Here is a 14,123-nt window from a genome sequence, read left to right as displayed (position 1 = left end):
GCCGGACCCGAAGGTCCGACCCCGTTCAAGGTCGCTGTCGCGAAGTCGTTACTTGACGATCTTCGTGACGGTACCGGCGCCGACGGTGCGGCCACCCTCGCGGATGGCGAAGCCGAGGCCCTCCTCCATGGCGATCGGCTGGATCAGCTCGACCGTCATGTCGGTGGTGTCGCCGGGCATGACCATCTCGGTGCCCTCGGGCAGCGTGATGACGCCGGTGACGTCGGTGGTGCGGAAGTAGAACTGCGGACGGTAGTTCGCGTAGAACGGGTTGTGACGCCCACCCTCATCCTTGGACAGGATGTACGCGGTGCCCTCGAAGTCCGTGTGGGGGGTGACCGAGCCGGGGGCCACGACGACCTGGCCGCGCTCGACGTCCTCACGCTTGGTACCACGGAGCAGGAGACCGCAGTTCTCGCCGGCCCATGCCTCGTCGAGCTGCTTGTGGAACATCTCGATACCCGTGACCGTGGTCTTCTGCGTCGGGCGGATGCCGACGATCTCGACCTCGGAGTTGATCTTCAGCGTGCCACGCTCGGCGCGACCCGTGACGACGGTGCCACGACCGGTGATCGTGAAGACGTCCTCGACGGGCATGAGGAAGGGCTTGTCCTTGTCGCGGATCGGGTCCGGGATGAACTCGTCGACCTTGTCCATGAGCTCGACGATCGACTCGACCCACTTCTCGTCGCCCTCGAGAGCCTTGAGGCCCGAGACGCGAACGACGGGGGCGTCCTCGGCGAAGCCCTGGCTGGCGAGCAGCTCGGAGACCTCGAGCTCGACGAGCTCCAGGATCTCCTCGTCGTCGACCATGTCGGACTTGTTCAGCGCGACGAGCAGGTAGGGCACGCCGACCTGCTTGGCGAGCAGCACGTGCTCACGCGTCTGAGCCATCGGGCCGTCGGTGGCGGCGACCACGAGGATCGCGCCGTCCATCTGAGCCGCACCGGTGATCATGTTCTTGATGTAGTCGGCGTGACCAGGAGCGTCGACGTGCGCGTAGTGGCGCTTCGGCGTCTCGTACTCGACGTGCGAGATGTTGATCGTGATGCCGCGCTGACGCTCTTCGGGAGCCGAGTCGATCGACGCGAAGTCGCGCTGAACGTTGGTCGCCGAGGGGTACTTGTCAGCAAGCACCTTCGAGATCGCCGCGGTGAGCGTGGTCTTGCCGTGGTCGACGTGACCGATCGTTCCGATGTTGACGTGCGGCTTGGTCCGCTCGAACTTGGCCTTAGCCACTGTGGGTCCTCCTCAGGACTCGTGTAGAACCTCCGGGCGCTGGATTGCGACCGGCGTGCTACGGGGTTTGTAGATATGTTACGCGAACCGGCTGGCTCGTGCGTCGGAGAGGGCCAAGGCCCCCGCCAGGGAGGTTATTCGCCCTTGTTCTTCTGGACGATCTCGTCGGCGACAGCCTTCGGGACCTCCGCGTAGCTCTCGAACTCCATCGAGTACACCGCGCGGCCCGAGGTCTTCGACCGCAGGTCGCCGATGTAGCCGAACATCTCCGAGAGCGGGACGTGCGCACGCACGACCTTCACGCCTGCGGCATCCTCCATCGACTGGATCTGACCGCGACGCGAGTTCAGGTCGCCGATGACATCACCCATGTATTCCTCAGGGGTGCGGACCTCGACGGACATGAGCGGCTCGAGCAGAACCGGGTTCGCCTTCCGAGCGGCTTCCTTGAAGCCCATCGAGCCGGCGATCTTGAACGCCATCTCCGAGGAGTCGACGTCGTGAGCGGCGCCGTCAAGGAGCATGGCCTTGACGCCGACCATCGGGTAACCGGCGAGGATGCCGTACTGCATGGCGTCCTGGAATCCGGCGTCGACCGAGGGGATGTACTCACGGGGAACGCGGCCACCGGTGACCTTGTTCTCGAACTCGTACGTCTTCTCGGCCGTGACCTCGAGCGGCTCGATCGCGAACTGGATCTTCGCGAACTGGCCCGAACCACCCGTCTGCTTCTTGTGGGTGTAGTCGTGCTTCTCGACCGCGCGCTTGATGGTCTCGCGGTACGCGACCTGGGGCTTGCCCACGTTGGCCTCGACGTTGAACTCGCGCTTCATGCGGTCGACGAGGATGTCGAGGTGCAGCTCGCCCATGCCCTTGATGACGGTCTGGCCGGTCTCGGGGTTGAGCTCGGTGCGGAACGTCGGGTCCTCTTCGGCGAGCTTCTGGATCGCGGTGCCGAGCTTCTCCTGGTCGGCCTTGGTCTTCGGCTCGATGGCGACCTCGATCACGGGGTCGGGGAAGGTCATCGACTCGAGCACGACCTGGTTGTCGGGGTCGCAGAGCGTGTCGCCGGTCGTCGTGTCCTTCAGACCGATGACGGCGTAGATGTTGCCGGCGGTGACCGAGTCGACCGGGTTCTCCTTGTTGGCGTGCATCTGGAAGATCTTGCCGATGCGCTCCTTCTTGCCCTTGGTCGAGTTGATGACCTGGGCACCGGAGTCGAGGTGACCCGAGTAGACGCGCACGTAGGTGAGGCGGCCGAAGAACGGGTGCACGGCGACCTTGAAGGCCAGCGCCGAGAACGGGTCGTTGGCGTCGGCGTGACGCTCGATGACCTCGTCTTCGTTGCGCGGGTTGCGGCCCTCGACTGCGGGCACGTCGAGCGGCGACGGCAGGAAGTCGATGACGGCGTCGAGCATCGGCTGCACGCCGCGGTTCTTGAACGCGGAGCCGCACAGCACGGGGTAGATCTCGGAGTTGACGGTCATCTTGCGAATCGCGCCCTTGATCTCGGCGATCGTGAGCTCCTCGCCGCCGAAGTACTTCTCGAGCAGCGCGTCGTCGGACTCGGCGACGACCTCGAGCAGCGCGGTGCGGTACTCCTCGGCCTTCTCGACGAGGTCGGCCGGAATGGGCTCGATCTCGTACTTGGCGCCCATCTGGACGTCACCCTTGGCATCGCCGCGCCACGTGAGCGCGCGCATCTCGATGAGGTCGACGACGCCCTCGAACTGCGACTCGGACCCGATGGGGAGCTGCAGCACGAGCGGCTTGGCGCCGAGACGGCTGATGATCGTGTCGACCGTGAAGTAGAAGTCCGCGCCGAGCTTGTCCATCTTGTTGACGAAGCAGATGCGGGGGACGTTGTACTTGTCGGCCTGACGCCACACGGTCTCGGACTGGGGCTCGACGCCCTCCTTGCCGTCGAAGACGGCGACCGCACCGTCGAGCACGCGGAGCGAGCGCTCGACCTCGACCGTGAAGTCCACGTGGCCGGGGGTGTCGATGATGTTGATCTGGTTCTTGTTCCAGAAGCAGGTCACGGCGGCAGACGTGATCGTGATGCCGCGCTCCTTCTCCTGCTCCATCCAGTCGGTCGTCGAGGCGCCGTCGTGGGTCTCGCCGATCTTGTGGTTGACGCCCGTGTAGAACAGGATGCGCTCAGTGGTGGTGGTCTTGCCGGCATCGATGTGGGCCATGATGCCGATGTTGCGGACCTTGCTCAGGTCGGTGAGCACGTCTTGTGCCACGGGGGTTCCTCCGGATGTTCAGGAACGGAAGGGGGAAGGGGTGGAGCGGATGCCGCGACGCTCGGCCGCGGCATCCGCTCGGCCTGCTACCAGCGGTAGTGGGCGAATGCGCGGTTCGACTCGGCCATCTTGTGCGTGTCTTCACGACGCTTGACGGCTGCACCGAGGCTGTTCGACGCGTCGAGGATCTCGTTGGTGAGACGCTCGGTCATCGTCTTCTCGCGACGGGCCTTCGCGTAGCTCGTGAGCCAGCGGAGGGCGAGGGTGTTGGCGCGGTGCGGCTTGACCTCGACGGGGACCTGGTAGGTCGAACCGCCGACGCGGCGCGAGCGCACCTCGAGGGTGGGGCGCACGTTGTCGAGCGCCTTCTTGAGGGTGGCGACGGCGTCCTGGCCGGACTTGGCGGCCACGTTCTCGAGCGCCTCGTACACGATGCGCTGAGCGAGGTCCTTCTTGCCGTCGACGAGGATCTTGTTGACGAGCTGGCTGACGACCGGCGAGCCGTAGACGGGGTCTGCGACGACGGGGCGCTTCGGAGCGGGTCCCTTGCGAGGCATTACTTCTTCTCCATCTTCGCGCCGTAGCGGCTGCGAGCCTGCTTGCGGTTCTTCACGGCCTGCGTGTCGAGGGCGCCGCGGATGATCTTGTAACGGACACCCGGGAGGTCCTTCACACGACCGCCGCGAACGAGCACCATCGAGTGCTCCTGCAGGTTGTGGCCCTCACCGGGGATGTAGGCGGTGACCTCGGTGCCGTTGGAGAGCTTCACACGGGCGACCTTGCGGAGCGCGGAGTTCGGCTTCTTCGGGGTGGTGGTGTACACGCGCGTGCACACGCCGCGCTGCTGGGGGTTGGCCTTCAGGGCGGGAGCCTTGGTCTTGGTGACCTTCGGCGAGCGACCCTTGCGGACCAACTGCTGAATCGTTGGCACTGCTTCTCCTTGTTGGTGCTGCACGGTGACAGCGTTTGATGGATTTCACATCACGACCCACCGACTGCACGAAGCCGCGCAGTCTTGGTGTGGTGGGTATGCCGTGGGGGCGAGACGCCCTGAATGCGCACGTCGAAACGCGCACACCCGATCTATGGTAATGCCGCGTAACGTTGCGGTCAAATGACGGCGGATGCCGCGGGCGGCCCCGAAGCGTTCTCGCAGGTGTTGCTCAGCTCGGCCAGCCCGGCGCGTCGAGCTCCCGGTCGAGGTCGGCCAGCATCTCGGCGACCTGCGGTTCGACCAGCCGCTCGATCGCGTTGCCGATGCGGTACCGGTGCTGCGCGAGCTCGACGCAGATGCGGCGTCCGAGCTGCTTCGCGAACTCGTCGGCCAGGCGCACCTCCTCGCGGAGCGCGTCCTTCTCGTCGGGCGTGAAGGGCCTCGGCGCGGGCTCGGCCGCCTCGGCCGCGGTCTCCTGCTCGAGTCCGCCGAGCGTGAACAGGAACGGCTGGTCGGCGACCGGCTCGGGGTCGACCTCGAGGCCGGCGAACTCGGGGTCGAGTCCTTCGCCGGCGCGGTACGGGCGGCGCGCCTTGCGTTCCTCGGCGAGGCGGATCTCCCGGTGCAGCATCGGCAGGTTGCGAGCCGTGTAGTCGTCGACCGCGAGGTCGATCACGCCCTTCATGCGCATCGAGAACGAGTGCTGCACCGGATGCGGCACGTCGACGTCGAGGCCGGCTGCGGCCAGGATCGGCGAGCCGAAGCAGCGCTGGCACAGGCGCACGCGCGAGCGATGCGTGCCCGGGCGCCACCGCGGCAGCCACTGCAGCCAGCGGTCGACCTCGTGGCTCACGCGCGCCTCGACCGATCCCTCCACGTGGTTCACGATACTGCGCAGGATGCCGCGGCGTCGCCGTCGGGCGAACGGTCGGCGCCGGGCCGAGCCCGCCCGGTCGAGCACTCGGGCTGCGCGCTCGGGGAGAATGGCGGCATGCACGCGACATCCGGGGCCTACACGACCGTCGCGGCGCGCGTTCGGACGGAGCTCGAGATCGAGCGCTCGCGGTTCATCTGCGTGCTCGATCGCGCGGGCGACGAGGATGCCGCGCGTGCGGTGGTCGCGGCCGTGCGGTCGGCCGAGCCCAAGGCGCGGCACCACTGCACGGCGTTCGTCATCGGAGCCCGCGGCGAGCTCGCGAGGTCGAGCGACGACGGCGAGCCGTCCGGCACGGCCGGGCAGCCCATGCTCGAGGCGCTGCGGGGCGAGGGGCTCTCCGACGTCGTGGCCGTCGTCAGCCGGTACTTCGGCGGCGTGCTGCTCGGCACGGGCGGGCTCGTGCGCGCGTACACCGCGTCGGTGCAGGAGTCGGCGAGGGCCGCGGTGCGCGTCACGCGCAGCCTGCGCACGACGGTCGAGGTGCACGCCGACTACGAGCGCGGGCCTGCGCTCGAGGCCGAGCTCCGCCGGATCGGGCACCCTCCGCTGCACGTCGAGTACGGCGACGGCATGCGCATCGACGTCGGCGTGCCGCCCTCGGCGACCGACGCCTTCGTCGCGCGCGTCGCCGAGCTCACGGGTGGCGCGGCACGTGCAGTGCCCCGCGGCACGGTCTACGTCGACGACCCGGCCTGACGCGGCATCCGTCATTCCTCGTCGTCGTGCTCCCACGGCCAGCGCGGACGTCGCATGCCGTGGTCGCGGCCCCGGGCCACGAGCACCGCGAACCCCGTGACGACCGCAGCCGCGACCGGCACGAGCAGGCCGAACCAGCCCAGCCCGAACAGAATGCCGAACGCCACGCTCTCGAGCACGTCGCCCGTCGAGGCGGCCACGTGCCCGATGACGGCGACGACCACGAGCGTCGCCCAGCTCGCGAACGCGGCGAGCACGACGGTCGCCGACATGCGCTCGGGGCGCGCCAGGCGCAGGCCGAGCGTCAGCAGCAGCGCCAGGGCGGATGCCCCGACCGCGACGGGCACGACGAGCACCCCGACCTGCGGGTCGGCGACGACCTCGACGTCGGCCAGCAGGCTCACGAACCCGTAGGCGCAGACGACGACGGCGACGTAGAGCGCCGCCGCGAACCCGGCGACGACCCAGGCCGTGCGTCGGGGGTCCATGTGTTCGAGCGTACGCGCCGGCGGGTCGGCGTGCGCCGTCGGCTGGTCGCGGTCGGCGTGGGCCGTCAGCGCCGTCAGCGCCGTCAGCGCCGGGCGCCCTCAGCCGGCGTCCGTCAGCGAGCGTCCGTCAGCTCGTCGCGCAACGACGGCGCCGCGCGCCAGGTCGCCGCAGCGATGACGCGGTCGAAGAGCTCGAGCATGAGGGGTTCGAGCGGGCCGAGCGCGGTCGACAGGCTCACGAGCACGACCTCGGGCCTGCCGGGAACCGTGATCCAGTAGTCGGCGGTGAGGGATTCGACGGCCGCGGAGGTCGTGGCATCGGGGCCCGCAGGATGGGATGTCGCGGCATCGGCTGTCGCAGCATCGGCTGTCGCGGCATCGGCAGCGTCGGCGGGCCCTCGCCGCACGACGCGACGCAGCACGATCGACTCGCCCTTCGCGAACGCGACGCCGCCCTCGGCCGCGAACGCCGACCACGGGTCGGACGTCGAAGCCCCGGCGGCGCGCGTCACCGCCCCGACCACGCGGTCGGCGAGCACCGCCGGCTCGGGACTCGACCCGAAGACTCCGGGGAGGGCGTACTCGGTGAGCGTCGATGCGAACGCGATTCCGCCGTCGTTGGACTCGGAGACGTGCATCGCCGTGGCACCGGCGCGAACCGCCGCGTCGAGCGAGCCGGCCAGCCGCGCACGGTGTTCGGCGCGCGTTCGCGCGAGGTCGTCGCGACGGCCGTACCGGGCGCGGACGAACTCGGCGATCGCCCGGGCTCGGGTCTCGGGGTCGGCTTCGAGCGGCGCACGCCACCAGTCGCCCGGCAGTGCGAACTCGAGTCGGGCTGCGGTCGAGTCGGCCACGATCAGCCGAGGACCCGCGGTTCGCGCACTGCGTCGCGGAGCGCGACGAGGCTGTCGGAACGACTCATCATGCGCCGACCCTCACCCGTCCAGGCCGCGCAGTGCGGCAGCCTGGACGCTCGCGAGCCGCGGGTTGATCATGAACACGCCGTCGACCCCCGTCTGCTGCATCGGCTCCTCGAGTTCGAGGCGATCACCCGATGCCGTGCGGGCGACCACCCGTACCGTCTCGTACTGCTCCGGCACCGTCGCCCCGACCGCGCCGAGGGCGGCCGTCAGGGCATCGGCGGGCAGGATGTCGCCGGCCATGTCGAGCTCGACGAAGAGGTAGCGGGAGAGGCCGTCGACACCGTCTTCGACGACGACGTCCGCGATCTCGGGCGACGCGTCGCGCACGGCGTCGGCGACCTCGTCGTGGGCCTCGGCTCCGCTCGGCCGGGCTGCGCACGCGCCGAGCGCCAGCACCAGGGCGACCACGATGCCGCCGAACGCGACCCTGCCGAGACGATTCACCATGCTGAGCACCCTATCTACTCCGCGAACGTGTACTGCGCGCTGTCGTCGACCGTGCCGAAGAACTGCGCGAGCCCGTCGTCGATCGTCGGATCCTCGACCAGGAGGTCGCGCGCGGTCTGCTGGTAGGCGACGTTGTTGTGCGGCTGGGCCGAGTAGGGCTCCCCGGTCGACGGATTGACCCCGGGCGGCACGTCGCGGGAATAGGTGGTCCACGTATCGGTCGCTCGAGGCGGCCCCGTGAGGTCGAGCTGATGCACGATGTCGCCCTCGTGCTGCATCGAGACGACCGTCGTCTTCGACGGGATCGCCATGTCGTCGATCGGGGCGCCGTAGGCGACCACGCCCTCGAAGTTGAACGCGTCGGACCGGTTCGCCGCGAGGTGGCCGGCGAGGATGCCGCCCTGGCTGAACCCGACGAGCAGCACGGGGTCGTCGGGCCCGATGCCGGCCTTCGTCATCGCATCGAGCACGGCACGCTCGTACTGCGTGCGCACATCGGGGAACAGACGGAGCACGATGTTGGTGTCGAGGTCGTTGACGGCGCCGTCGCCGTTCATGTCCTGACCGAAGAAGACGCCGGCGACCTGCCAGTCCTGCGTGCTCGGCAGGGTCACGATGTAGCGCGCCGGCTCGCCCTCCATGCGGACGATGTCCACGACGGTCTGCGATTCACCGCCCATCGAATCCGAGAGCCCCTCGAGCATGACGAGGTCGTCGAGGCTGTCGATCTCGGTGACCGCGTTCGCGTCCTCCCATGCCGCGTGCGACTCCCGGCTCTCGTCGGAGCCGGGCTCGAACGGCGTGACCTCCGGCGTCGGCGCGAAGATCTCGATCGCCACGCGCCACGCGAGCACGAGTCCGAGGAGCGTCACCGCCGAGAGCACGAGCGCCCAGAAGAGCGGGCTGCTGAGCAGCAGCACGGCGAGGCCGACGACCGCAGCGAGGATCACCGCGATGGCTGCAGCCACGAGCAGCACGAGCGCGGCCGTGACGAGCAGGAGGCCGGCGATCAGCGCGATCGCGACGAACGCGAGCAGCGCCGCCGCGACGACGACGACGAGCAGCGCCGCGATCGCCAGCGCCGCGACGATGAGCGCGGCGACCACCGCGAGACCGAGGAGCACGATCGCGGCGATCACCACGAGCACGGCCGCGACGAGCACGATGACGGCCTCGACGACGGCCATGACCGCCGCGACCACAGCGGCCGCGATCACCCTGAGCACGTCGCCGATGGCCTCGAACACCGCGCCGATCGTGCCCTTCAGGTCATCCCAGAACGAGTCGTTCAGGTCGCTGCCGTCGACGACCCCGCGGATGCGGTCGATCGCGATCCGGGCAGCGCGATCCCGATCGGCGACCGCCTCCTCCCAGCGTCGACGAGCCGACTCCGCGGCGGCTTCGCTCCGATCGAGATCGGCGCCGACCGAGCTGATCGAGCGTTGGAGCGCGCGCAGGTCGGCATCCGGCGCGTCGTCGGGCAGGGCGCGGGACTTCGACTGCAGCGCGCGCTCGCGTGCCTGGAGCCCCGCCGAGTGCTCCTGGGCGTCCTGGGCGTCGTGGATCGCGCGATCGGCGTCGTCCTGCGCGCGCTCGAGGGCGGCCGCGTAGTCGACGAGCGCGTCGCCGGTCTCGCCGTAACGCCGCTCGGCGGCCGCGATGTCGTGGGAGAGGCGCTCGGCATCCGCTCGGACGCGGTCGACGGCGACGCTCACCATCGCCGACGGCTCGGCGATGCGATCGAGCGTCGCGACCGCGTCGCGGATCGCGGAAGCGGTCTCCGCGTAGCGCTGGCCGGTGCGGCGCAGCACGACGGGGTCACCGGCGAGCGGGTGCATCAGTGCTCCTCACGAGTGGCGAGCGAACGGTCGAGCTCGGAGAAGGCGCGATCGATCTCGCTGAGCACCCCCGCGAGCCTGCCGAGGTTCTCGGCGAAGTCTCGGCGGCGGTCGTCCCAGGTCGACGCGAACCGCTCGATCGCGTGCGCGAGATCGGCGTGGCCGGCGGCCGCGGCCGCGGCCTGCGCCGTGTGCTCGCTCTGCTCGAACACCCGCTTGATCGTGCGGGCGTCGCTCGCGGCACCCCCGATCGCACTCAGGTCGAGGGACACCATGTCGGCCATGCGCGTTCGCCTTTCGGTCGCTCGGTGCTCGTCTGGGGACTCCGGACTCTGAAGACCCTACGGCGCGCTCGGAGGCCGCGGAATGGGTACCGCTCCCCTGCGCCACCACAGCACCGCGGCGAGGACGGCGGCACCGGCGGCGATGCACACGGCCGCCGCGAGCCACTCGAGCTCCTGGCCCGTCGCCGCGCGGATCGCGAGCGCGGCGCCGGCGACGATCGCGAAGCCGCCGGTGAGCAGCAGGATGAATCGCGACCCGGATGCCGCGTGGCCTGAGCGTCGGCCGAGCACCTGGGCGACGGCATGCGCGAGCATCGCCACGACCAGGAGCCCGGAGACCAGCGGCGCGAGCACATCGGGCTGCTGCGTCCATCCGCCGGATTGCCGTCCGGCGTCGACCGCGAGCACGGCAGCCCCGGCTGCGGCGAAACCGCCGACGGCGTCGAACAGGAAGTTCCGCGCCTGCTGCTCGACGGTCGGGTCGGAACGGCGGGTGCGCTCGCGCCCCGAACCGGCGGCCGTCATCCGACCCACGCGGACCGCGAGCGGACGACCTGCTCCGCCTGCGCCCGGGCCGCGGGGTCGAGCGTCCCGCGTTCGGCGAGCAGCCGCACGGCCTCGAGTTCGGCGGCGAGCAACGCCGCCCGTTCGTCGGCCGTGCTCACCCGGTAGACATGGCGACGCCACTCGGTGAGGCGGCGGTCGAGCTTTGCCCGGTACTCGGGCGACGCGGCGATGTCGGCGGGCAGCGCGGTCGCCTCCCGCACCTTGCGACCCTCGGCCCACTGCGGCCGCTCGCGGTCATGGCGGAACGCGAACACGGCGAGCACGAGGCATCCGACGATGGACACGATCTGCAGCACCAGGCCGATCACCGCAAGGGGCTCGTACGCCAGCTCTTCACCCGCACCGGCCACGACGAACGCGGCGATCGCCCAGAGCACCGGGAAGAACACGAACATCGCGGCGCCGAAGTCTCCGCGATGGAAGAGGGGATTCGAGGTGCGCTTGGGCTCGAGGAACGCGAAGAGCCCGAGCGAGACCGCCATCAGGACACCCGACGGCAGCGCACCCACGACCGGGTCGAACGCCGCGTCGCCCGTGCGGCTCGTCATCAGCAGCGCCGGCGCGATCAAGGCGAGGATCATCGCGATGACGCTCCACCACCGGTACGCACGAGAGGTCTTCTTCGGCGCCGCGTCGGGCATCGGGCGCACCCGATCGAGCTCTGCGCGCTCGAGGGTGGAGACGACCCCGGCATAGGCCTTCGCCGCGTCCTCGTGACTTGCGACGAGCGCCATGACCGGAATCCGGTCGAGCGCCTCGTCGGCCGAGACATCCGCGGGCAGCCCGCGCACCGCTTCGACCAGTCGAGCGTGCGTCGCGTCGGTCGGGGCTCCGCGATCGGTCATCGGATGTCCCCGTCCATCGCGGCGGCGGCACGTGGGTCGATGCCCGAGAGCAACGCGTCGATGTCGTCGAGCCTCCGGGTGAGCACGCGGGGATCCTCGTCGATCGAGACGAGGTAGACCGCCCAGTCGTCGACGACCGCAGCCCACTCGCCCTTCGCGAGCACGCCAGGGCGTGCATCCGGCTCGGCATCGACCGCCGGTGCCACCGGCGCCAGCGAGAGCCGGCGAACGGCGTCGTCGAACGGCCCGGTGAGCGGCTCGACGGCGGGCTCGATGAGCGTGCGACCGGCGTCTGGCAGCAGGGAGGCGGCAGCCGCACCGTCGTGGTCGCGCTGCTGCACGTAGACGTCGACCCATCCGGCAGGATCGCCGTCGACCGGGAACCACCAGAACCGTGCGCTCACGTGCTCGGTCGGGAACGCGGCGATCGCGGCCGCCTGATCGCGGATCGGGTCGCGGAACCCGGCCGCCGATTCGCGGCCCTGCGTGACCTCGTCGGCGATCCACTCGGCCCACTCCGCGCCGGAGGCCCACTGCTCGTCGGCGAACGCGACGGGTACGCGGATCCACCGTTCGGCGTCGAACGAGATCGGGAAGGCGTTCGTCGTCATGCCGCGGTCACCCACGCGAAGGTCGACATGATCGCCTCGCATGCGAAGACGAGGCCCTTGGCGAGCTCGGCGGAGTTCTCGTCGTCGACCGAGAGCACCGAGACCTGGAAGACGAGCGATCGACGCCCGTCGCCGCCCGGCACGGGCACGACGTACATGAGCTCGTCGGTCTTCACCGCCGCCGACGCGTCGCGGAACTCGGAACGGCGGCGGATGAGGTGCATGACGACGTCGGCGGGGGCGACCTCGACCTCGCCGCCCTTCGCGAGGCGAGCCAGCGCTGCATCCCACGTCACGCCCGACGGGAGGACGAACGGCGAGACCGCGATCATCGCGGGCATGGGCACGCCCTCGCGCTCGGGTGCGACGTACACCTCGAACACGCCGCGCTCGCGGAGCGAGGACTTGAGCTGCGACAGCATCGTGCGGAACTCGAGCACGAGATCCGCACGGCCGGCACCCCTCATGGCGTTCAGCGCGTGCGCGGAGACCGCCTCGTCGGTGAGCGCGGCCGGCGGCACCTTGGTCCATCCGGGCGGGCACAGCAGCGTGTACGACACCTTCGGTGCCGTCACGCCGGTGAGTTCATCGCGCAGCGAGCTCAAGCGGGCCCTCGTCTTTCAGCGGTTCTGGTGCAGGTCAGCGGCCGCGGATCGCGTCGATGCCATCGCCGATCAGGTCGAACCCCGCGCCGACGAAGTCGGGGATGTCGGGCAACGGGACCTGCGCGGCCTGCAGGGTCTGGTACCCACCGTAACCGGTGTTCCAGAGGTTGAGGCCCTGCCCGGCGATCGAGGGCATCGCACTGTACTGCGCAGCCCAGGTCACGGCACGGCCGCCGGTCGGCATGACGCCGCCGCCCGTCCACGCGGTCGCGAGCCGCTGGCTGACCGTGTACGCCTCGCCGTCGAAGCGCGAGCCCCCGCTGCGGAGCGCGTTCCACGCGTTGCCGTACCAGGTGCCGCGGGTGCCCTTCAGGATGTCGTCGGCGAGACCCGACGCCATCGCCTCGCGCAGTGCGCGGTTGCCCGCGCCTCGGCCGGCACCCACGACGGTGCGGAGGTCGCGGACGACGGCGTTGCGCCCGATCGCCAGGAAGCCCTTCGCGGTGCCGCCGAAGCCGAGTCCGGCCTTGAACGCTCCGAGGGCGCCCTGCCCGGCCTTGAGTCCCTTTCCGAACGCGCCGAGGAACGGGAGCACGCCGATCAGGTCGAACGCGATGTCGGTCCAACTCACGCGCTTGGAGCCGGCCGCCATCATGATGCAATGCGCGGCGAGGGCGACGATGCCCGCGATGGTCGCGACGATGAGCGTGATCGGGCCGCCGATGATCAGGGCCGCGATGACGGCGACGGTGGCGACGACGGTCGCGACGGTCGCGATGCCGTCGAGCAGGTCCTCCCACCAGCTGTCGTCGACCCCGGAGGCCTCCATCGCGTCTTCGATGCCGCCGACGGCCCTGTCGTACGCCTCGTCCCAGGCCGAGAAGCCGCTCTCGAACGACTCCCACAGGTCTTCGAGGGCGTGCTCCGCCGCCTTGGCCGCACCCTTGGCCTCGGCCAGTGCGGCGTTGGCGACGGCCTTCTGCTGGTCGGTCGCCTCCTGCTCCCAGACCCACGTCGTGTTGTTGTCGTCGACCTCGCCCTGCGCGTGGCGGCGATCGGCCTCGGCGTCGAGGTGCGCCTGATGCGCGGCGGCAATGCGCTCGACGTACGGGTCGACCGTGGTGTTCCGCGCGGTGCGCAGCGCGCCGGCGTACGTGACCAGCACCGGGCCCGTCTTCTCGTAGCGGGCGCCGACCTTGCGCAGTTCGCCCTGCATCTCCCGGGCGGACTCACGCACCTTGTCGAGGCTCTCGGCCTTGTACTTCTCGCCGTCGCCGAGCTTCTTCAACTCGTCGGCGGTGGCCGACATGCGCTCGCCGATCTCGATGTAGTGGTTGCCCGCGGCCTCGATCTTCGAGGGCGAGCCGTCGAGCTCGGAGAGCAGGTAGTGCCGGTTCGGGGAGCGAAGCGTTCCGCCGTAGGTCATCGGATGCCTCCGCGTCTGGTGTGGTCGTCGATCG

The 14,123-nt window shown here is 70.0% G+C and carries 16 protein-coding genes; 1 reads left to right on the top strand and 15 read right to left on the bottom strand.

Translation table 11 applies throughout. The features are described 5' to 3' along the window. Window positions 1-48: 48 nt before the first annotated feature. The 5 genes from tuf to BM342_RS15365 form a co-directional block, all read right to left on the bottom strand. On the bottom strand, window positions 49-1,239 hold the full coding sequence (gene tuf / locus BM342_RS15385) for an elongation factor Tu (RefSeq protein WP_092967714.1): 1,191 nt from the start codon (window positions 1,237-1,239) through the stop codon (window positions 49-51). 134 nt (window positions 1,240-1,373) lie between these two features. After that, a complete protein-coding gene (gene fusA, locus BM342_RS15380; RefSeq protein WP_092967712.1) occupies window positions 1,374-3,488 on the bottom strand; it encodes an elongation factor G in 2,115 nt (704 codons plus the stop codon). Window positions 3,489-3,574: 86 nt separating this feature from the next. Continuing rightward, window positions 3,575-4,045, bottom strand: coding sequence for a 30S ribosomal protein S7 (gene rpsG, locus BM342_RS15375; RefSeq protein ID WP_022889721.1), 471 nt, complete (start codon window positions 4,043-4,045; stop codon window positions 3,575-3,577). Next, window positions 4,045-4,419: a 30S ribosomal protein S12 gene (rpsL, locus tag BM342_RS15370; protein WP_022889720.1), complete on the bottom strand. Its 375-nt coding sequence runs from the start codon at window positions 4,417-4,419 to the stop codon at window positions 4,045-4,047. Before rpsL ends, rpsG begins: the two co-directional genes overlap by 1 nt. A 232-nt stretch (window positions 4,420-4,651) precedes the next feature. Continuing rightward, the gene (locus BM342_RS15365) at window positions 4,652-5,299 is read right to left on the bottom strand and encodes a spermidine/putrescine ABC transporter substrate-binding protein (RefSeq protein WP_092968728.1); all 648 of its coding nucleotides are present in this window, start codon (window positions 5,297-5,299) and stop codon (window positions 4,652-4,654) included. Between the two features lie 114 nt (window positions 5,300-5,413). Between BM342_RS15365 and BM342_RS15360 the strand changes: the two genes are divergently transcribed. Beyond that, window positions 5,414-6,055 carry a YigZ family protein gene (locus tag BM342_RS15360; protein WP_092967710.1) on the top strand — a complete coding sequence of 214 codons (642 nt, stop codon included), beginning with the start codon at window positions 5,414-5,416 and terminating at the stop codon, window positions 6,053-6,055. Window positions 6,056-6,066: 11 nt separating this feature from the next. Here BM342_RS15360 and BM342_RS15355 read toward each other — a convergent pair whose 3' ends face one another. The 10 genes from BM342_RS15355 to BM342_RS15310 all read right to left on the bottom strand — a co-directional run bounded on the left by BM342_RS15355 (window position 6,067) and on the right by BM342_RS15310 (window position 14,089). Beyond that, window positions 6,067-6,543, bottom strand: a complete 477-nt coding sequence (locus BM342_RS15355; protein WP_092967708.1) for a DUF6121 family protein — start codon at window positions 6,541-6,543, stop codon at window positions 6,067-6,069. Between the two features lie 113 nt (window positions 6,544-6,656). Continuing rightward, a complete protein-coding gene (locus tag BM342_RS15350) occupies window positions 6,657-7,397 on the bottom strand; it encodes a hypothetical protein (protein ID WP_092967706.1) in 741 nt (246 codons plus the stop codon). A gap of 81 nt (window positions 7,398-7,478) precedes the next feature. Next, a complete protein-coding gene (locus BM342_RS15345; protein WP_092967704.1) occupies window positions 7,479-7,913 on the bottom strand; it encodes a hypothetical protein in 435 nt (144 codons plus the stop codon). Between the two features lie 14 nt (window positions 7,914-7,927). Continuing rightward, window positions 7,928-9,751 carry an alpha/beta hydrolase gene (locus tag BM342_RS15340; protein ID WP_092967702.1) on the bottom strand — a complete coding sequence of 608 codons (1,824 nt, stop codon included), beginning with the start codon at window positions 9,749-9,751 and terminating at the stop codon, window positions 7,928-7,930. After that, the gene (locus tag BM342_RS15335) at window positions 9,751-10,035 is read right to left on the bottom strand and encodes a hypothetical protein (protein WP_092967700.1); all 285 of its coding nucleotides are present in this window, start codon (window positions 10,033-10,035) and stop codon (window positions 9,751-9,753) included. Before BM342_RS15335 ends, BM342_RS15340 begins: the two co-directional genes overlap by 1 nt. Window positions 10,036-10,092: 57 nt before the next feature. After that, the gene (locus BM342_RS15330; RefSeq protein ID WP_092967698.1) at window positions 10,093-10,560 is read right to left on the bottom strand and encodes a hypothetical protein; all 468 of its coding nucleotides are present in this window, start codon (window positions 10,558-10,560) and stop codon (window positions 10,093-10,095) included. Then, window positions 10,557-11,447: a hypothetical protein gene (locus BM342_RS15325; RefSeq protein WP_092967696.1), complete on the bottom strand. Its 891-nt coding sequence runs from the start codon at window positions 11,445-11,447 to the stop codon at window positions 10,557-10,559. Before BM342_RS15325 ends, BM342_RS15330 begins: the two co-directional genes overlap by 4 nt. Further along, window positions 11,444-12,058 carry a hypothetical protein gene (locus BM342_RS15320; protein WP_143109904.1) on the bottom strand — a complete coding sequence of 205 codons (615 nt, stop codon included), beginning with the start codon at window positions 12,056-12,058 and terminating at the stop codon, window positions 11,444-11,446. The genes BM342_RS15325 and BM342_RS15320 overlap by 4 nt, the downstream gene beginning before the upstream one ends. Continuing rightward, window positions 12,055-12,633: a hypothetical protein gene (locus BM342_RS15315; RefSeq protein ID WP_143109903.1), complete on the bottom strand. Its 579-nt coding sequence runs from the start codon at window positions 12,631-12,633 to the stop codon at window positions 12,055-12,057. Before BM342_RS15315 ends, BM342_RS15320 begins: the two co-directional genes overlap by 4 nt. Before the next feature lie 64 nt (window positions 12,634-12,697). Further along, window positions 12,698-14,089, bottom strand: a complete 1,392-nt coding sequence (locus BM342_RS15310; protein WP_092967690.1) for a hypothetical protein — start codon at window positions 14,087-14,089, stop codon at window positions 12,698-12,700. Between the last annotated feature and the right edge of the window lie 34 nt (window positions 14,090-14,123).

Source organism: Agromyces sp. CF514 (genome assembly GCF_900113185.1).
Lineage (GTDB): Bacteria > Actinomycetota > Actinomycetes > Actinomycetales > Microbacteriaceae > Agromyces.
The sequence above is the reverse complement of the archived record's forward strand: the minus strand, read 5'-3'. Positions and strand labels throughout refer to the sequence as shown.